Here is a 19,350-nt window from a genome sequence, read left to right on the forward strand (position 1 = left end):
ATTAGCAAGACTTATATGACCAGAGTAGAAGGGGAAAATACAAGACTAAGGCATTATCTAGCTAGACTACATCGCAAGACTCTTTGTTATTCTAAATGTGAGGAAATGCTCAAGCATTCTATTAAATTATTAATACATTACTTGAAGTTTGACGATATTCCCATTCCTGGAGCATTCATACCTTGATTCAGCAACGCCCAAATTCTGAAATATCCTCAATGTTAACAATCCATTCTAGGGCATAACTGGCCAAACAACTGCCGCGCAAGCCGAGTTGAATTGCCCGCCGTTCCAGTTTCGCGCCACTGGGATGGTGGTCTGGATCCCATTGCAGCCGTACCAAAGAATTTTTAACAGCTTGTTTCCATTGTTTTTCGCTTCCGTATACTTCTGAAACGAAATTAGAATGAACGGCAGATGCTAAAATTTCATCAAAGGCGGAACGTTTTAGCCAAATAGCCAAAATTACTTCTTGTCCGGGTTTTGTTCCCCATTCCGAACGATACATCATCCAGAGAAAGTTTGGCTTAATCCAACTCATGCGATTCAAGCTGAACTCGCCGCCGAAATAACCGCGTTCCGCTGCAAAGTGACCGATCGCCGGACGGTAAGCTTGGTACACTACAACAGTATTTTCGTCAAATTGCGCCAGAATGTGACGGCCTGTTTTCGGCCATTTGCTCGCTTGGTTTAAGTAGGGTTCTGTCAGCAGCTTCATCGCAACTAATTACGATCGAGAGTTTTCTGGGGCAAAATGCAAATTCCCTGAATGCCAATTGATACAATTATTCCACCTAAAAGAAATCCGACACCTTCAGCAAAGCAGTTAATTCTGTGAATTTCCTGTGCTGTTTTGGCAATTAAGATTTCCTTTTCCGCAGCCGAAGGCGATTCGCTAACTCGGCGGTAATTTTGATAACTCGCCGTTAGTGCAGCCCATTCCGGTACTAAATAATAAGCACAAACTGCACTTGCAGAAAATCCCGGCAGAACAACTAAAAGCAACAAGATGAGAATTCGATTTTTCACGGTATTTATTTTTTTATTTTAACCGCAGAGGACGCAGAGGACGCAGAGAGAGGAAAACAAGAGAGAGAAAAATACATAATTTTCTGGCATGGAATCCGAACCCACTTCAAAACTTGCTAACCTTTCTCTTCTCTACTTTTCCTTCACGCCCTTCGTGGCTTATTAATAAAAAATTTGCCCGGTTTGATGCCAGGTTTTAACAGCGCAAAAACAGACATCGGACAATCGTTGTCTACTGTCCACTGTCAACTGTCAACTGTTTACCGCCGCCAAGAAACCTTCGGCAAAATCTGGTTTTTATCGACGCGGTGCTGATATTTTGTGGCAAAATTCAGCAGAGAATCGAGCAGGGAATCTGAGAGGTAGTGCGGCTGCAAGCCGAGGCCTAACAAACTGGTGTTTTTGGCATTGAAATAATGTTCTTCTTTCTCGACTCTGGGATTTTCGAGGTTGTTGATTTCTACTTTTAATCCCATTGCCGTGCCTGCTTTTTGCACCAATGAGGCTAAGTCGCCGACGCTGAATTGTTCGGTGAATTGGTTGAAGACTCGGAATTGTCCGGCTTCGGCGGGGTTGGCGATCGCCAATTCGACGCATCTTACGGTATCCCGAATGTCCAGGAAGGTGCGGGTTTGTCCGCCAGTTCCATAAACTGTCAAAGGATGCCCGATCGCAGCTTGGATGCAAAATCTGTTTAATGCTGTACCGAATACTCCGTCGTAGTCCAAACGGTTGATTAACAGTTCGTCCATGCCAGTTTCTTCTGTGAGCACGCCGTAGACGACGCCCTGATTTAAGTCGGTGGCTCTCAAACCCCAGATTTTGCAAGCAAAATGGATGTTGTGGGAGTCGTGGACTTTTGACAGGTGGTAGAAACTGCCCGGTTGTTTGGGATAGGGTAGTGTATCTTTGCGCCCGTTGTGTTCGATCGTCAGATAGCCTTCTTCAATGTCAATATTCGGGGTGCCGTATTCGCCCATTGTCCCTAATTTGACTAGGTGACAGTCGGGGAAATCTTCGCGAATGGCGTACAGCAGATTTAGTGTCCCGACGACATTATTGACTTGGGTGAGGACTGCGTGTTCGCGATCGATCATCGAAAATGGTGCCGATCGCTGTTCGCCGAAATGGACGATCGCCTCTGGTGCAAATTTTCTCATACTTTTGCTGAGAAAATCGTAGTTGGTGATGTCACCGACGAACAAGTCGATGGACTTGCCCGTTAAATCTTGCCATCGCTGGAGTCGTTGCTGAATCGGTGCAATGGGAGTGAGGGTGTCGCTGCACAGTTCCAGATCCCAGTGCCGCCGCACGAAGCTGTCGAGGATGCCAACTTCGTGACCTTTGTTAGAAAGGTAGAGTGCGGTTGCCCAACCGCAATAGCCATCGCCACCAATAACCAGGACTTTCATAAATCAACGGTGAATCTTGCTTGCCAATACTGGGTTAATGTACCAGGTATTGGTGCATTCTGAACCTTTAATCAAGCTGGTGATTTCCCAAATCCCCACTCGATTTTTTTGTGTCAAACCTGAATTTCGTCGGCGAAGCTAGCCCAGCGGGTGAATTCCAAGGGGCCGGCCTGGGTTCCCCAGACGTGGGCGTGGCTTTCACCGGTGGCGTCGGCGATCGTGACTGGTGAATTTGTCTCGATCGATCTCGAATTCGCTATCTAGACAGGTGTTTTTGCCATTTCTGGACACCATACAGCCTTTTCCTGGTGTCTCGCGACCTTTGAAGCTGCTGCCCGTCCAGTGCTTGCTCAAGGGGCACTACGGCAGATGTAATTGTGTTAGATAAAAAAGCTGTAGAAGCCAATGAGTCTCGTAGGGAACGAGAATCAGTTATTACTCGGGGAGATTTTGTGAAGTTAGTTATTGAAGTTGTCAGTACAAATTGGCGCGATGATTACGCTCACAAGATGAGCGATTATGAAGCTTTAGGGATTGCTGAATACTGGATTGTCGATTATTTGGGTTTGGGAGGTACTCGTTATATCGATTCTCCAAAACAGCCTACTTTGTCGGTTTGTCAGTTAGTAGATGGTGAGTATCAGATTAAGTTATTTCGGGGAAATGAAAGCATTGAGTCGGCGGTATTTCCTGAGTTAAGTTTAACAGCACAGCAAATTTTTAATGGCGGGTAAAGAAGTTTTGTGATATCATCTTCAAGTATAAAATTTTCTAACTTAGAATCAGCTATTCCCAGAAGCCCCAGCCTCGCCGGCAGCGGAAGTGCAGGAGCCTCGCTCTAAATTCTTGATCTCAGACAACTTGCTATGATCCTCAAACCTCAATCCTTTGTCTCCTTGCTGACTGGGTTCGCTGTTTCGTTAGGATTAGTGGCAATCCTGCCTCAATCCACCTCCGCTCAACTTACACCAAAAAATACATTTTTTTGCGGCACCAGCAACGGCGAACCCGCTACTCTCGTGCGCGGCAGAAACAGAAATTTTCCCTTGATTCGCTGGACTGATAACTCTTTTCCTCAACCTTGGAACCCCCAGCAGCGCTGCGAGGAGATTTCTCAAAGATTGCAGCGGTTTTATGACAACAAAGTCCTCTATTATATAAGTGCTAAAACGTGGCGCGGTCAACCCGTATTGTGCATTACGGACGATCGAGGTAAGTGTCGGGATGACGGATTGTTGGTTACTCTCAAATCGGGAACCAACTTACAAAAGACTTTAGAGCGGTTGATACTCTCTTTAAAGGGATCAACCGGAGTGCCCCTCGAACTCACCGGCGGCGATCCAATGACTTACATTAATGGTGAAGCTTACTTCGATATTAACAAATTGCTGGCGGAAGAAGATGAAGCACCGCCCGGAATCTTGAGATAACTCCCGTGTTCCGCAGCAACTTCCACAGCAAATTCCAATGGAGGCAAATTCTGATGTTGATTGCCTGTTTGGGCGGTTTCGTGATTCCCGTACCCGCATCAGCGCCGGATGTCAGCTTTTTAATTGCAGGGCATCCGTCTCAAAAATCTGTTAAAGAACTCGAACAATTGGCAAGGTCGATCGCGGTTAAAATTAGAGGGAAAGATGCGTTGGGATCGGGAATTTCGATCGGCAAACAAGGCAATGTTTATACAGTAGTTACGAACGACCACGTACTGCTAGGAGGCAACCCGCCCTACAGTGTAGAAACGCCGGACGGTAAGATACATCCGGCAGTTAAAATTCTGACTAATTCTCTCAAGGGCAACGATTTAGCTTTATTGCAGTTTCGCAGCGACAATACTGATTATGCTGTCGCAGCTTTCGGCTCCGCGCCTGCAATTGGAGAGCCAGTATTTGCGGCTGGATTTCCCTATGCAGAAGCAACATCTCAAACTGCGATTTCTGTCTCCGAAAAGCAGGGATTTGTGTTTAAAACAGGTCGAGTTTCCTTGGTGTTGGACAAGCCTTTGCAGAGGGGATATCGGATTGGATATACTAACGATTTAGAAAAAGGGATGAGTGGGGGGCCACTGCTGAATCGACGCGGTGAAGTTGTGGCAATTAACGGAATGCACGCGGAGCCGATTTTGGATACAGCTTACGTTTTTCAAGACGGTTCCCAGCCTAGTGCGTCTCTGCTGGAACAGATGCGGCGCTACAGTTGGGGAATTCCTGCCGAAACTTTGGTAAACTTAGTGCGATCGCCCCTAGCAAATCTCAATCATTTAACGATCGAATAGATCGATTTGTTCGTAGATCCGCCGGGGATTTAAATCCCCGTCTCATAGCATAAGTCGGTTGAAACCGACTGGGAAAAACATTAAAATAATTGTAAAAAATGTGTCTTTCAGTCCTCTTTGAGAGGACTTTCGCTATGAGACGGGGGTTTGCAACCCCCGGCGGATCAGTGGGTTAGTGTGAATCTATATCTAATAATCAAACAAACAACTGCGTAACATCGCCTTTGAATTTAAAGCCGACATAATATTGAAATAAAACCATGAATTTCTCCCACAGATTGCCAGCAGCCTTAATCGGGGCAACAATTACCGTCGTGCAGCCTCAATTTGCCGTCGCGCAGTTGTCGCCGCAGCAAGTAGAAGCAATTGGCAGAGAAATTACCGTTCGCATTGACGGCGGTGGTGGCGGTTCGGGAGTAATTATTGACCGCAAAGATAATACTTATTTTGTACTGACAAACCATCACGTAGTCAGATATCCAGACCGCTATGAAATAGTAACCTCTGACGGCAGTCGCTATCCGGTTTATAAAATGCAAGAATTACCCGGATTCGATTTAGCATTAATCCAGTTTCAAAGCAATAAAATATATCGCGTTGCCGAGTTCGGAAATTCTGACGGATTAACCGGAGGAGCCAATGTTTACGCCTCCGGTTTTCCCATGCCTCAACCTGGAAGAGAACAGCGCGACTATCGGTTTAGTCCGGGGGAGTTTCAGCGCTATCAACCTGCTGGAGACAACGGCTATACAATGGTCTACAACAGCGAAGTTATCCCCGGCATGAGCGGCGGCCCGGTGCTCGATCGAATCGGTCGCATAGTGGGGATTAACGGCCGTTCTTGCAGCGGTTTGAGGTTGGGAATTCCGATTAATAGTTTTTTGGCAAATCAGCGCAATTTGCGGCAGCTACAGGATAGTTCTGCGGACAATACGCGGCCTGAAGATTTCTTGAGTTTGGGAGGGAAGAATGCTGAGAAAGGAGATTATGAAAGTGCGATTAGGGATTATCAAAGAGCTTTGCAGAGTTGTCCCGACAGTCCTGATATTTACTTACTAATCGCTAAAGCTCAATACGATGTGGGGAATAAGCAGGCTGCGATCGAGAACTATAACCAAGTTATACGGATTAATCCTAACAGTTCTGCTGCCTACAACAATCGGGGTCTTGTCCGCTATGGCCTGGAAGACAAACAAGGTGCGATCGGCGATTTCAATGAAGCTATTCGCCTCAATCCTAACGATGCTATTGCCTACGTCGCTCGGGGTTTAGCCCGATCGGGATTAGGAGACTCTCAAGGTGCGATCGCCGATTTAAACGAAGCTATTCGCCTCAATCCTAACTTTGCTAATACCTACGGTATTCGGGGTCTTGTCCGCTATGGCCTGGAAGACAAACAAGGTGCGATCGGCGATTTCAATGAAGCTATTCGCCTCAATCCTAAATATGCTAATGCCTACGTCGGTAGGGGTTTAGCCCGATCGGGATTAGGAGACTCTCAAGGTGCGATCGCCGATTTAAACGAAGCTATTCGCCTCAATCCTAACTCTGCTGAAGCCTACGTCGGTCGGGGTAATGCCCGCTCGGACTTAGGAGACAAACAAGGTGCGATCGGCGATTTTAATGAAGCGATTCGCCTCAATCCTAACTCTGCTGAAGCCTACAACAATCGGGGTGGAGTTCGATCGAACTTAGGAGACAAACAAGGTGCGATCGGCGATTTCAACGAAGCGATTCGCCTCAATCCTAACGATGCTATTACCTACAACAATCGGGGTGGAGTTCGATCGAACTTAGGAGACAAACAAGGTGCGATCGGCGATTTCAATCAAGCGATTCGCCTCAATCCTAACTATGCTATTGCCTACTACAATCGGGGTGTAGTTCGATTGGGCTTAGGAGACCAACAAGGTGCGATCGGCGATTTCAATCAAGCGATTCGCCTCAATCCTAACTATGCTATTGCCTACTACAATCGGGGTGTAGTTCGATTGGGCTTAGGAGACCAACAAGGTGCGATCGGCGATTTCAATCAAGCGATTCGCCTCAATCCTAACGATGCTATTGCCTACAACAATCGGGGTGGAGTTCGATCGAACTTAGGAGATAAACAAGGTGCGATCGGCGATTTCAACGAAGCGATTCGCCTCAATCCTAACTATGCTATTGCCTACTACAATCGAGGGATTGCCCGATCAAGCCTGGGAGACAAATCAAGGGCAATTGATGATTTTCAAAAAGCCGCCGACCTTTACAAACAACAGGGAAACAGCGAGTGGTACAAAAATTCACAGGACAGAATCAGAGAACTTCGGCAATAGCAGTCAATTATTTTACTCCTCAAATTAATTGGCAAATGAATCAACCATTTCGTCAACTATTTTGCTCAATTCATCATACTTCGCCGCTGGTGCCTCGTAAGTAATAATATAAGCTCTCTTATCTTTCAAGTTCCAAACTTCCATCATTTTCAAACTGTTATTGCTCGCATCTTTGCCCGTATAAATCACTTTAAAAGCAGGATTTTTAGCCAAACTCGCATTTCTGTTTTTCTCCTCTATCTTATACTTCTTAACCTGCTTTTTCTCATCTAAAAACTCATTTTCAATAGCAGTAATAGACTGCTTTGTATATTCTTCTAATGACAGCCAATCAGATAAAGCTTTCACGCTAATCAACACATTAGCTTGAGAAGGCTGATGCACGAACTTAACCACCTCTCCATTAATACCAATTTCTTGCGGCTTCCAGTCTTTCGGGTGTTTAATAGTAAACTTATACTGAGAATTTGCATAAGTCTTAAAATCGTCAGAATTCACAGTTACCGCAGGCGGATTGAACATTTGTTGAACCCCTGTAATAAAACTGGGCAAGCCGAAAACTAATGCTAGCAATCCGAACGCTACCCCTGTCACAAGCTGTGCCACCGCAGTTGCATCGCCAGCCATCGCCGCTTTTATAAACGACTTGGATTGAGTGCGGTGAGAAACACTTAACTTTGTAAGTGCCGCCAAAACATCCTCCGCCGACTGATAGCGTTCCCTAAAATTTGGATGCACCATTTTTTCGATAATTTCTTGCAGTTTAGGACTCGGTTTTGTCTCCTCAGTCCATAGAATTTTCGACGTATTCGGATCTCTAGGAAAGTCTTTAGCAGCTACCCCCGTCAGCCCCTGCATCGCGATTATCCCCACCGCATAGATATCGCTGCTAAACTGGGGATTTCCAGCCTTTTGTTCCGCAGGTGCATACTCAGGAATACTTGCTTGCACCCGATTAGCAGAATTAGTCTCCGAAGTTCCGATTTGTTTGGCAGAACCAAAATCAATCAACACCAATTTTGAGCTTGAAGTGCACCTAATTAAATTCGACGGATTAATATCGCAGTGAATGATATTTTTTTGGTGAATAAAGCTGACAATTTCTAAAATTTCCTGCAACAGGTGAATCGCCCGATTTTCACTCAACCGTTGATGCGGTTTGAGTTCTTCACTTAAATCGTGACCTTCAATATAGTCTTGAACCAAATAGAATTGAGAACTTTCTTCACTGTTTTGAAATAGTTGCGGGATGCGATCGTGCTTTAAGCAGTTGAGAATTTTAGCTTCTGCATCCAAGCAATCTTTTCCCTGCTGCCAAGTAAACGGAGGGGCTGGCGATTGCTTGAGGCATTTAACCACGCGCAAATCTTTCTTAGGTAAGCCCAGATCCTTTGCCAGATAAATCTCGCAAAAATTAGTATCTTTGAGGTGTTGGGTAATTTCGTACTTCCCAAAAATTGTTTGTCCAACCATGATATTCGCGTTGATAAAGGACTTTTTACCACTTTATTAGATCTAACTGTACCGTAAGTAATCTGAGCTGTCGAGTAATGTTGGGGGTAGAAGTTGGATGCGAAAGAGTTTTTGGCGATCGCGATCGCATTACAGGAGGTGATTTAACTGCTGGTATCGATTTCGGATTGATCCTCGCCAGCAAATTTTGCGACGAGGAAACTGCTAAAATAATTCAGTATTTCCCAAATCCCAACTCAGTTTTTTCTACTAAACCTGAATTTCATCGGCAAAGCTGGCCCGGCGGGTGAATTCAAAGGGGCCGGCGAGGGCTCCCCAGACGTGGGCGTCGGTTTCTGGGTCCCGTCCGCGATCGTGACTGGTGAATTTGTCTCCATCGATCTCGAATTCGCTGTCTAGATAGGTGTTTTTGCCCTTTCTCACCACCATACAGCCTTTTCCGGGTTCGACGCGACCTTTGAAGCTGCTGCCCGTCCAGTGCGTAATGAAGGTGCAACCGGGCATTAGTTTAAATTCGGCTTTGTTGAGTTGTTCGAGTTTTTGCCGATCGCGCGAGGCCCCGTAAAATTGCTCTTCGTTGACGATCGCATAATTTTCGATATCAATGCGATCGCCCATCGGGACTAATTTTAAAACTCGCACTCGGTACGGCAAGTGCAGTTCAATATCATAGGCTTGTTCTAGGTACAAGCTCATCCCGCCCAGAAGTTCCACAGGTAGGGGTCTCATACAGACGCGGATGTGGGCGAAGAATGGCGGATTTTCAAAGGCTTGGGCTTGGTTGCTGAAGTCGGAGGCCATCCAGCGGGCGAGGGTAATGATATCGGTGGAATGGGACATATCGATGGTTTTGAGAAGCGGAGTAGAAGTTATTTTACTGGAATTTTTACAACAAACTCCGTACCCTGCCCCATAATCGAAGAACACTCAATCTTACCACCATGTTTTTCAGTAATAATCTGATGACTGATTGAGAGCCCCAAACCAGTACCTTGTCCAAGAGGTTTGGTGGTGAAAAACGCATCAAATAGTTGACAAATAATCGATTCTGGGATACCGACACCATTATCAGCAATGCTAATGGCGATCGCATCATCACTACTAATAAAAGTACGAATCGTAATCCTAGGTTGTTGGTTATTGCTGACACCCGATGATTCCAAAGCATCGATCGCATTACTCAGAATATTCATGAATACCTGGTTCAGTTGACTAGGATAACATTCGACTTGTGGTAACTGCCCATAATTTTTGATGACTTGAATTTCAGGACAATTTTGTCCACCTTTTAGACGGTGTTGCAAAATCAACAGAGTGCTGTCAATACCTACATGAATATCAACCGCTTTGCAGTAGCCTTCATCCAAGCGGGAGAAATTGCGGAGAGAAAGCACCAATTCGCGAATGCGATCCGTACCTATTTTCATCGAATTGAGTATTTTAACCAAATCTGATTGCAAAAAATTTAAATCAATTTCTTCTGCCCGTGTCTGGATTTCTACTACTGGATTGGGATAATGTTTCTGGTAAAGTTGCACAAAGTCTAACAAATATTCAGTATATTCTTTAATGGGGCTTAGATTAGCATGAATAAAATTCACTGGATTATTAATTTCGTGGGCGACTCCCGCCATCAAGTGACCGAGGGCAGACATTTTTTCGCCTTGCACTAAATGAGTTTTGGCTTGTTGGAGACTTTCTAATGCTTCGTTGAGTTCCTTGGTACGTTCTTCCATCAGGCGCGTGGCATTTCGTAGTTGTAAATGCACCTGAATTCTGGCTAATACTTCTTCACACTGAATCGGCTTGGTGATGTAGTCCACTGCACCCAAACTTAGCCCCTTAATCTTATCTACTGAGTCGGAAAGGGCTGTCATAAAAATGATAGGAATATTGTGAGTGTCCGGATTGGACTTGAGTCGTTTACAGGTTTCAAATCCATCGATACCGGGCATCATGACATCGAGTAAAATCAAATCTGGCTGAGACGATCGCACTCGTTGCAGGGCAGTTTCACCATTTTTGGCGATGGCGACTCGGTAGTCCTGTTCGCTCAATACATCAAATAATACTTGCAGATTGCTGGGAGTATCGTCTACAACTAAAATAGTTTTTTCTGCGGACATAGGATTGACGGACATTGAACAACTCCAATATATGAAAATTTTGAACCGCAGAGGACACAGAGGACGCAGAGGGAAGAGTGTTGTGAGGGTTTTGGATGTCGTAAAAAAAACCTTTCATCCCTCCCCTCTCTGCGCTCTCTGTGTTCTCTGTGGTAAAATCATCTTAATATCTATTTCACATCTTTGTACACTCCATTAAGAGAAGAGTTTTGAACCGCAGAGGGCGCAGAGGACGCAGAGGGAAGAGTGTTGTGAGGGTTTTGGATGTCGTAAAAAAAACCTTTGATCCCTCCCCTCTCTGCGCTCTCTGTGTTCTCTGTGGTAAAATCCTCTTAATATCTATTTCACATCTTTGTACACTCTATTAAGAGAAGAGTTTTGAACCGCAGAGGGCGCAGAGGGCGCAGAGGGAAGAGTGTTGTGAGGGTTTTGGATGTCGTAAAAACACCTTTGATCCCTCCCCTCTCTGCACTCTCTGTGTTCTCTGTGGTAAAATCCTCTTAATATCTATTTCACATCTTTGTACACTCTATTAAGAGAAGAGTTTTGAACCGCAGAGGACACAGAGGACGCAGAGGGAAGAGTGTTGTGAGGGTTTTGGATGTCGTAAAAAAAACCTTTCATCCCTCCCCTCTCTGCGCTCTCTGTGTTCTCTGTGGTAAAATCATCTTAATATCTATAATAGTGGTTCAATTAGGCGAATAATGGCTTCCTCATCAAAATTTTGACTTAGTTCTAACACTCGGTTCGCAAAGACTATATATTCGGGTGCCAATTTTTTTAGTCGATCGGCTTCCTGGTGAATATCACTCATAAAACCACCCTGGGCGGCGGTATAGAGGGCTGTCAGTTCTTCGGCTGGTGGCATTACCATTTTAACCTCATGGGCCTTATTCTCAGCAATTTGCATGGCATCTGGTTTCATTTCTTCATAAATCCACTGCAATTCCAGGTGTTGCTGTAATTGGTTCAACAATCCAGTAAACTCGATCGGCTTCGGAAAAAAACTATTGCAACCAGCATCCAGACTTTCCTTTATATCCACCTGAGACAGGGTGGCTGGAGAAGCAATAATTGGCGTAGTCGCAAAGTTTGGCAGTTGTCGCAGGCGACGAGTCATTTCTAAGCCATCCATAATCGGCATCTGTACATCGGTAACGATCGAGTCTGGTAGTATCTGAATAGCCATGTCTAAGCCCGTTTGTCCGTTGTCAGCTTCTGCCACTTGGAAGCCTAGGGGTTCCAGCATATTTATGATGACGAGGCGATTTTCAGGGCGATCGTCAATCACCAGAATTTTGCGTCTTTTACCCTGATAGCCAATGACTTTGCGATCGGCGATCGCATCTTCTGTCATCCAATCCGATGCTGGCAACAAATCTACCTCAAACCAGAAGCTACTACCCTCACCCAGCACACTCTCGACATGAATTTCGCTACCCATTTTCAGGATAATTTGTTGGCCGATGGCAAGCCCCAAGCCAGTTCCTTCGCTGTTGCGATCGCCTTTTCCAGCTTGCTCGAAAGGTAAAAAAATCTTCGATAATTTTTCCGAAACAATGCCAATACCAGTATCTTTAATCTTGAATCGAATTCTTTGGGCTGCACCGGATTCGATTGATTCTCCTACAGGTTCAACTCGGAAACTGACACTGCCAACATCGGTAAAATTGATGGCATTACTGAGCAAATTCAACAACACTTGTCGCAGTCGTTTGTCATCAGCATGGACTGCAATGGGCAGGTTGCTAGCCGGCTGATAGCGAAAATCCACGCCTTTTTGTTCTGCCTTGATCCGGCACATATCCACAGTGGAGGATAGGAATTTTTCTAGATGGAAATCTTGGGGATAAAGTTCCATCTTGTGTACTTCCAACTTTGACAAATCCAAAATATCATTAATCAGAGTGAGTAAATGGGAACCACACTGGTGAATTACTCCTAATCCTTTCATCTGTTTGGGAGTAGTTGCGCGATCGTGTTGGAGGATTTGGGCATAACCTAAAATGCCATTGAGTGGCGTTCGGAGTTCGTGGTTCATATTAGCCAGAAATTCGCTTTTGGTACGGTTGGCAGTTTCGGCAATTTCTTTAGCTTGTTGCAATTCTTCGATAGCTGTTTTTAAATCTTGGGCTTGGAGTCTCAGTTCTTTTTGATATGCTTCTACTCGTGTAGCTGCGGATTGAATTGTCTGGGCCAAAAATAGGATTTCATTATTCGGCAATCCACTGGGTATTACAAAGTTGTCAACCTCATTCCTGTCGGTGATTGCTGTGTTCAATTTATGGAGTGGCTGTAAGACAATTCGCTGAATTAATATTGTCATCAGCCCCAAAATTGCAGTAATCCCAATCAGGAGGGTGACGGTAGAAGTATAGAAAGTTTCTGATACTTGTTTTTGTACTTCTTCGGCATCAAGAATTGCGATCGCCAACCCGCGCCGATTTCCCTGACTAAAGATGGTACTGCTAAAGGGCAAAATAGCGACTAAAGCTGACTCACCATCTATGTTGGTTCTGAAACTTGTTTCTAAACCTGTTTCGGCCGATCGCTCTAATATTTGCTCTAATTCTGGATGAATCATAGCATAGGCCGGATTTTTGAGTGCCGATCCACTCCGGGCGAGGGTTTGGCCATCGGGACTGACGATCGCCACTTCCACCACTGTCGGCAAGGTAGCATAGTTTTGCACCACGCGCTTGACAATGCTCCTATTCCCCAATTCGATTAATCCTTCCGTGGAAAACCCCACTCCCTGGGTAATCGATCGGGCGCGTTGTTCTAGTTCTTTCTCTAATTGTGATTGCATCAATAAGTAGTTGAATCCCAAGGTAATTAAGCCAACAGTTGCTAGAGAAATACTAAAACCCAATAATAATTGGCGAGATAAGTTCTTTCTAGGTTGCTGATTCATGGTTTCCATTCTGCCATTACTTCATTAATGAGGCTATTATCGATCTCCACATCTTGCCGAATTACTCGATTATGACGCGGATCCGATTTCAGTAATTGAATAATTTCTTCCTTGGCAGATTTGAGCCGATTTTCTGGGCCAAACATCCGCCGATTTAAAGTCATATCACCTTTTTTTAACCCAGCATAATTACTAGCAAAAGCCTCCCCAGTTTGTCCTAGTTGTTTTCCAACTGCGTTAAACACTTTTTTCGGCTGAGTTTCAACTGCGTGCATGACATCAAACCATGCCAGTATAAATTGCTTTAGTTCGGCTTTTTTTGCTTTCGCTATCTTGTCACTCGACATCAAGGTATCAATCACCAAACTGTCTACTTGCTTGGTTGTGTAAATTATATTGCCATTAATGCTCTTGGCAGTGTCCCCCAGCATCGGTTCCCATAATATCGCTGCATCGATCTCACCTTCCTTAATTTTCTGGGCTGATACTTCATTGGAGTAATCCAAAATCTGAACATTAGAGGGCTTAATTTGATTCACTTTCAATGCCTCTAGTAAAATTAGATGGTTGACGGTTCCTAGCTTGGCTCCTACTTTTTTTGCCTGCAAGTTTGCTACAGATTTAATTCGTTGCTGGGCAACAATTCCGTCTGCCCCAGCCGAGATATTTGTGGTCATTAATACTAGAGGTTTGCTATCGCCAGAATCGACCTGCATAACATCCCAGAAAGATGTAAATGCTGCATCTAATGAGCCACGCATCACTGCCCGACTGGAATCTTGCTGGTTTTCAAATCGTATCAATTCAACCTTTAGCCCTCGCTGCTTGAAGATTCCTGACGCTTGGGCATACAATGCGATATCAAAACCCACCCAACTTGTAATTCCTACTCGGAGAGGTTTGAGCGATTGGTTAAACCCAAAGCCACAGGCATTGGTAAGAAAGGTGAGGCAAAGGGCGATCGCAAATAAACAGAAACCTGGCTTGATATTTAACTTCGATTTTGGCTTCCAGGAAATCCTCAACATATTGATGATTGAGATAACTTTCATGACTGCGAAGTCTAGTTTGATTTAAATTTATTATATTTAAATTTTAAATTTATTATTTAAATAAGGTCGATCGCACTTACGACATCAATCTACAGATCGAACTAGAGATTTTTGGCGAAAATGCGATCGACCCGATGTTACTTTTACCAGAGATAAAATTCTCTGGTTCAGACATCTAAAGCAAGCAAACTAGATTAGTTTCACAGCCCGGAGACCAAACATCAGTACTGTAGCCAAGCCGACCATGCCACCGAAAATTCCAAAATAAGCTATAGCTCCGGTAAGACTCATTGCAATTTCTCCAAAATAATCAATAAAAAGACCTATAAGAACTATAATCTAAAATCTATAATCTAAATTAGATAAATATGCAATCGATAATTAAAGTTGACTTGGGCCCACAATCTTACAATGTTTGCGTGCGATCTGGCGGCTTAGACGAGCTCGGTACCCTGATGGGCGATCTAAGTTTGGGCAAAAAAGTTCTTTTGGTCTCAAATCAGTCGATTTTTCGGCACTACGGCGAAAGAGCAACCGCAGCCCTCGAATCGGCCGGTCTAGAAGTCAGTACCTGCATTTTACCACCGGGCGAACAGTACAAAACTTTAAATTCCATCCAGAAGATTTACAATGCGGCTTTGGCTAACCGGTTGGAACGTTCCTCGACAATGGTGGCTTTGGGCGGCGGGGTGGTTGGCGATATGACGGGTTTTGCGGCGGCGACTTGGCTGCGCGGAATTAATGTGGTGCAGGTTCCGACTTCGCTGCTGGCGATGGTTGATGCTTCTATTGGCGGCAAAACGGGGGTAAATCATCCTTCGGGGAAGAATTTAATTGGGGCTTTTCATCAGCCGCGTTTGGTTTTGATCGATCCGGATGTTCTCAAAACTCTGCCGGCGCGGGAGTTTCGTTCGGCGATGGCGGAAGTTATTAAGTACGGGGTGATTTGGGATGCTGAATTGTTCCGGAAGTTGGAAAATTGCAAGCGCTTGGATCAAATGCGCTATGTGAAGGCGGATTTGTTGGCTGAAATTTTGAGCAGGTCTTGCCAAGCTAAGGCTGAGGTGGTAAGCAAGGATGAGAAGGAGTCGGGTTTGCGGGCGATTTTGAATTACGGTCACACGATCGGTCATGCTGTAGAAAGTTTGACTAATTACAAGGTAATCAATCACGGCGAAGGTGTGGCAATTGGGATGGCTGCGTCCAGCCGCTTGGCTGTGGAGTTGGGAATGTGGGATGCTGAGTGCGATCGCCGCCAATCTGCTTTAATTGCCAAAGCTGCTTTACCTGCTAAGTTGCCCGCAGGTGTCGATATTGAGGAGATTTTGAAGACTTTGCAACTGGATAAGAAGGTGCAGGATGGCAAGGTGCGCTTTGTGCTACCGGTGCGCTTGGGTGAGGCCGCTGTGAGCGATCGCGTGGATGGAGATGTAATTTTACAAGTTTTGAAGGAAATGCTTTAGATGGAGGCTTATCGGCGTGTTTAACCGCCGTTGAAGGCTGATTAATGCCGATCACCACAGCATTTTTTATCTTAATGTTCGAGCGATCGACTATCGATCTCACATCTGCTTGGATGACCATAATTAAGATTGGTTTGTAGTGAGGACTGTAGTCCTTAGAAGATGCGGACTAAAGTCCTCACTACAAACCTTTTTTATTTCAGGTATATCCAACATAATATGATTTTAAGAGCCGCTGGACTGCGAATTGATTTCCTCCAAAAGTTTATCTACTCTCGTAGCTGCTTGAGTTCTGCCCTGCTTGATAAATAACTCCTTAGCTTTTTTGAGACTGGCTAGGGCCTCTGCTTGGTCTTCCTTCGCCCCTTGCTGGTATAAACCGACTCCTAAATTGTTTAAAGCATCGGGATACTGGCTGTTAATTTTAACAGCTTGTCTCCACAGTACGATCGCCTCGGGCAACTTTCCTTGACTTGCCATCGCCACGCCCAAATCGTTGTGAGCTTTGGCGTGCTGCGGGTTGACTTCAATTGCTTTCTGGTATTGGACGATCGCATCGCTCATTTTACCCTGCCCAGACAGCAGACTTCCCAACTTATAATAAGCATCGGCTTGTTTGGGATAGCGAGCGATTAGTTGTCGGTACAAAACTTCGGCATTGACAATATTTCCTTGACCGTAGAGGTCGTTGGCAGTTCTCAAACCCACCGTGTAACCTTTGCCTACAACTTGGCACTTTTTCTCGGAGTTGCCTTCTTGTTTACAAATCTTAAGTTCGTCTCCCTTCATCTCGTAGGATAGAACTTCGCGGACTGCGGGCCCCCGGCGCGGTGGCTGCAAGTTCTGCGACTGCAAGTTTGGGGCAATTTGCGCCGTGGTTGATTCAGCTTGTACGGGTGGGACAACTGCCAATGCGTACATTCCAGCCACCACAATGCTTGAGCCAATCCAGGTAAAAGGTTTGAAAGGGCGAAACTCTCGATCGTTTTTCATGTCTTTTGCGGAAATGTGTTGTTGATATCCTGGGTTTCACTGCTTCGTCAAAGTCCGAACACATGGCGGTCCACCATTGATACTGTTATTAACAGTCGAGATATTTTAGCACTGTAGGGCAGACTTTGAGTTAAATTAGAGTATATTCCCGATCGATTCTCAGTCAACCTTAGCAGGAAAGTAGAAATGGGGCAGTCTATTCTCACCATGCTGTTTGCGCTCATCCTCGGCTACGCTGTTAACTCAAGCGTGAAAATAGTCAGCGGTGGCGACGAAGCTTTAGTCGAACGTTTGGGCCAATACAAGCGCACCCTCAAGCCCGGATTCCACTTTATCAGTCCCCTGATCGAAAAAGTCGTTTGCGTAGACACCAGCCGCGAACGAGTTTTAGATATTAAACCTCAATCAGCAATTACGGGCGATAATGTCGCCCTAGAAGTCGATGCCGTTGTGTATTGGCGTGTGGTGAATTTGCAGAAAGCTTATTATGGAATCGATCAAATTGAAAATGCGATCGCCAACTTAGTTTTAACGACGTTTCGCGCTGAAATTGGTCGATTGCCCATGCAAGACATCTTGGGTTCCCGAGATGACATGAATAAAAAGTTACTCAAGAAGTTGGACGAAGCTACCGAAACTTGGGGCGTCAAAGTAATTCGCGTAGAAATTCAAAGCATTACCCCTCCCAAAAGGGTGCAAGAAGCTATGGAATTGGAGCGGGCTACTAAGAGCGAATGGCAAGCAATGGTCAATAAGGCGATCGGCACTAAGGAGTACATGAGGCTCTTAGTTGAAGCTTTAGACTCCCATCCGAACAGCAAGCAAGTTTTGAATTACTTAGTAACTGAAAAATACTTAGACGCTCAACAAAAACTAGGCGAAAGCGACAACGCCAAAATTCTGTTTATGGATCCAAGAAACATGACAGAAGCCCTCAACGAGTTGATGGGTTCCATGCCGGATATCCAGCCGCACGCTCACGGTGGAGAGCGAGAACTCAAACTAATCGACCAATCAACCGCTCAAGATTGATTTCTGAAGATAGCGTCGGCAACCAAACAAACATCGTGTATTTCTCTGACATCGTGAATTCGCAAAATATCTGCCGAATTTGCGATCGCACTTGTACAAGCCGCCGCTGTCCCCCAAATTCTTTGTTTGGCTTCTGGCTGATTCAAAATGTGACCGATAAAGCTTTTGCGCGATACTCCGACTAAAATAGGACAGTCCAAATCCCGAAATTTTGGCAACTGGCGCAAAATTTCCAAGTTTTGATTGTAAGTCTTAGCAAAGCCAATACCGGGGTCGATAATTATCTGAGATTTATCAATCCCCGCAGCCATAGCGGCCACTATTCGACTATCCAAAAAATCCAGAATTTCCCCAATCAAATCCTGATAATCTGTGAGTTTTTGCATCGTCTGGGGAGTTCCTCGAATGTGCATCAAAATTATCGGCACTTGCAACTGAGCAACCGTTGACAGCATTTCCGAGTCAAAAGTTGCTCCCGAAATATCGTTGACAATATCAGCTCCCGCCTCAATCGCAGCTTTAGCAACCTGCGCTCTGGTAGTATCGACAGAAATCGGAACTGAGCTAAAAATATCTGCTTTTTGCCTCAGCATTTGTACGACAGGTATAACGCGATCGATCTCTTCTTCTAAGGATATTTCCGCTGCACCTGGCCGCGTAGATTGACCGCCAATATCAATAATATCTACCCCCGATTTGACCATAGAATCAGCTTGCGCTAAAGCTGATTCTATGGTATTGAAATCGCCACCGTCGCTAAAACTGTCAGGAGTTACGTTCAAAACGCCCATCAAATAAGTGCGCTTTCCCCACTCGAAAGTTTTATTTCTAATAATAATTTTGGCTGGGTTATCTGTCATGGCGAGTGAGATTTTAGATTTTAGATTTTAGGTTTGATATTGTGTCCGGTGAATTAGCATAACAAAAACGGTTCGTAGTGTGGACTTTAGTCCGCAAAATGCTGCGGACTAAAGTCCACACTACGAACAAAAATGGCTTGTAGTGTGGACTTCAGTCCGCAGCCTCAGAGCCGACTTCCATTCCATACTACGAAATAATTTTCTGGCGTTGCTGAATCAAGGTATGAATGCTCCAGGAATGGGAATATCGTCAAACTTCAAGTAATGTATTAATAATTTAATAGAATGCTTGAGCATTTCCTCACATTTAGAATAACAAAGAGTCTTGCGATGTAGTCTAGCTAGATAATGCCTTAGTCTTGTATTTTCCCCTTCTACTCTGGTCATATAAGTCTTGCTAATA

At 44.9% G+C, this 19,350-nt stretch carries 20 protein-coding genes and 1 pseudogene; 8 read left to right on the forward strand and 13 right to left on the reverse strand.

Features of this window, described 5'->3' with window-relative positions:
• Positions 1–186 (forward strand): IS1 family transposase (locus tag QZW82_RS30415; RefSeq protein WP_293155774.1); only part of this gene is annotated, 186 nt, incomplete at its 5' end.
• Between the two features lies 1 nt (position 187).
• Here the strand turns inward: QZW82_RS30415 and QZW82_RS30420 are convergent.
• The 4 genes from QZW82_RS30420 to QZW82_RS32355 form a co-directional block, all read right to left on the reverse strand.
• Positions 188–718 (reverse strand): DUF4291 domain-containing protein, encoded by a 531-nt coding sequence (locus QZW82_RS30420; RefSeq protein ID WP_293157538.1) that lies wholly within the window; start codon positions 716–718, stop codon positions 188–190.
• 5 nt (positions 719–723) lie between these two features.
• Positions 724–1,029 carry a hypothetical protein gene (locus tag QZW82_RS30425; protein WP_293157541.1) on the reverse strand — a complete coding sequence of 102 codons (306 nt, stop codon included), beginning with the start codon at positions 1,027–1,029 and terminating at the stop codon, positions 724–726.
• Positions 1,030–1,289: 260 nt separating this feature from the next.
• Positions 1,290–2,441 (reverse strand): NAD-dependent epimerase/dehydratase family protein, encoded by a 1,152-nt coding sequence (locus QZW82_RS30430; protein WP_293157544.1) that lies wholly within the window; start codon positions 2,439–2,441, stop codon positions 1,290–1,292.
• Positions 2,442–2,639: 198 nt separating this feature from the next.
• Positions 2,640–2,795 carry a CpcT/CpeT family chromophore lyase gene (locus tag QZW82_RS32355; RefSeq protein ID WP_366665111.1) on the reverse strand — a complete coding sequence of 52 codons (156 nt, stop codon included), beginning with the start codon at positions 2,793–2,795 and terminating at the stop codon, positions 2,640–2,642.
• Positions 2,796–2,809: 14 nt separating this feature from the next.
• Here QZW82_RS32355 and QZW82_RS30440 point away from each other — a divergent pair.
• The 4 genes and pseudogenes from QZW82_RS30440 to QZW82_RS30455 form a co-directional block, all read left to right on the forward strand.
• Positions 2,810–3,175: pseudogene (locus QZW82_RS30440) on the forward strand (Uma2 family endonuclease); the annotation flags it as partial.
• Between the two features lie 132 nt (positions 3,176–3,307).
• The gene (locus tag QZW82_RS30445) at positions 3,308–3,871 is read left to right on the forward strand and encodes a COP23 domain-containing protein (protein WP_293157547.1); all 564 of its coding nucleotides are present in this window, start codon (positions 3,308–3,310) and stop codon (positions 3,869–3,871) included.
• A 53-nt stretch (positions 3,872–3,924) separates the two neighbouring features.
• The gene (locus QZW82_RS30450; RefSeq protein WP_293157550.1) at positions 3,925–4,713 is read left to right on the forward strand and encodes a serine protease; all 789 of its coding nucleotides are present in this window, start codon (positions 3,925–3,927) and stop codon (positions 4,711–4,713) included.
• Positions 4,714–4,973: 260 nt separating this feature from the next.
• Complete coding sequence (locus QZW82_RS30455; protein ID WP_293157553.1) at positions 4,974–7,034, forward strand: serine protease; 2,061 nt, start codon at positions 4,974–4,976, stop codon at positions 7,032–7,034.
• A gap of 24 nt (positions 7,035–7,058) precedes the next feature.
• On the opposite strand, the gene QZW82_RS30460 is transcribed toward QZW82_RS30455, so the two are convergent.
• Positions 7,059–8,507 carry a serine/threonine-protein kinase gene (locus QZW82_RS30460; RefSeq protein ID WP_293157556.1) on the reverse strand — a complete coding sequence of 483 codons (1,449 nt, stop codon included), beginning with the start codon at positions 8,505–8,507 and terminating at the stop codon, positions 7,059–7,061.
• A 77-nt stretch (positions 8,508–8,584) separates the two neighbouring features.
• On the opposite strand from QZW82_RS30460, the gene QZW82_RS30465 reads away from it, so the two are divergent.
• Positions 8,585–8,797 (forward strand): hypothetical protein, encoded by a 213-nt coding sequence (locus QZW82_RS30465; RefSeq protein WP_293157559.1) that lies wholly within the window; start codon positions 8,585–8,587, stop codon positions 8,795–8,797.
• Here the strand turns inward: QZW82_RS30465 and QZW82_RS30470 are convergent.
• From QZW82_RS30470 to QZW82_RS30490, 5 genes are all read right to left on the reverse strand, one after another.
• Positions 8,757–9,347, reverse strand: coding sequence for a chromophore lyase CpcT/CpeT (locus QZW82_RS30470; protein ID WP_293157562.1), 591 nt, complete (start codon positions 9,345–9,347; stop codon positions 8,757–8,759). The genes QZW82_RS30465 and QZW82_RS30470 overlap by 41 nt on opposite strands.
• Before the next feature lie 29 nt (positions 9,348–9,376).
• Entirely contained in the window at positions 9,377–10,648 is a 1,272-nt protein-coding gene (locus QZW82_RS30475; RefSeq protein ID WP_293157565.1) for a response regulator, read from the reverse strand.
• Positions 10,649–11,309: 661 nt separating this feature from the next.
• Entirely contained in the window at positions 11,310–13,547 is a 2,238-nt protein-coding gene (locus QZW82_RS30480; RefSeq protein ID WP_293157568.1) for an ATP-binding protein, read from the reverse strand.
• A complete protein-coding gene (locus QZW82_RS30485; protein WP_293352606.1) occupies positions 13,544–14,599 on the reverse strand; it encodes an ABC transporter substrate-binding protein in 1,056 nt (351 codons plus the stop codon). The genes QZW82_RS30480 and QZW82_RS30485 overlap by 4 nt, the downstream gene beginning before the upstream one ends.
• A gap of 189 nt (positions 14,600–14,788) precedes the next feature.
• The gene (locus QZW82_RS30490) at positions 14,789–14,890 is read right to left on the reverse strand and encodes a cytochrome b6-f complex subunit PetL (protein ID WP_194010188.1); all 102 of its coding nucleotides are present in this window, start codon (positions 14,888–14,890) and stop codon (positions 14,789–14,791) included.
• Between the two features lie 77 nt (positions 14,891–14,967).
• Between QZW82_RS30490 and aroB the strand changes: the two genes are divergently transcribed.
• The gene (gene aroB, locus QZW82_RS30495; RefSeq protein WP_293157574.1) at positions 14,968–16,062 is read left to right on the forward strand and encodes a 3-dehydroquinate synthase; all 1,095 of its coding nucleotides are present in this window, start codon (positions 14,968–14,970) and stop codon (positions 16,060–16,062) included.
• 225 nt (positions 16,063–16,287) lie between these two features.
• On the opposite strand, the gene QZW82_RS30500 is transcribed toward aroB, so the two are convergent.
• A complete protein-coding gene (locus QZW82_RS30500; RefSeq protein ID WP_293157577.1) occupies positions 16,288–17,055 on the reverse strand; it encodes a tetratricopeptide repeat protein in 768 nt (255 codons plus the stop codon).
• A gap of 186 nt (positions 17,056–17,241) precedes the next feature.
• Here QZW82_RS30500 and QZW82_RS30505 point away from each other — a divergent pair, with 186 nt between their 5' ends.
• Positions 17,242–18,087 (forward strand): stomatin-like protein, encoded by an 846-nt coding sequence (locus QZW82_RS30505; protein ID WP_293157580.1) that lies wholly within the window; start codon positions 17,242–17,244, stop codon positions 18,085–18,087.
• Here QZW82_RS30505 and folP read toward each other — a convergent pair.
• On the reverse strand, positions 18,078–18,947 hold the full coding sequence (gene folP, locus QZW82_RS30510) for a dihydropteroate synthase (protein ID WP_293157583.1): 870 nt from the start codon (positions 18,945–18,947) through the stop codon (positions 18,078–18,080). The genes QZW82_RS30505 and folP overlap by 10 nt on opposite strands.
• Before the next feature lie 216 nt (positions 18,948–19,163).
• On the reverse strand, positions 19,164–19,350 hold a 187-nt coding region (locus tag QZW82_RS30515; protein ID WP_293155774.1), incomplete at its 5' end, for an IS1 family transposase.

The sequence above is a fragment of the Microcoleus sp. bin48.metabat.b7b8b9.023 genome (assembly GCF_013299185.1).
Lineage (GTDB): Bacteria > Cyanobacteriota > Cyanobacteriia > Cyanobacteriales > Microcoleaceae > Microcoleus.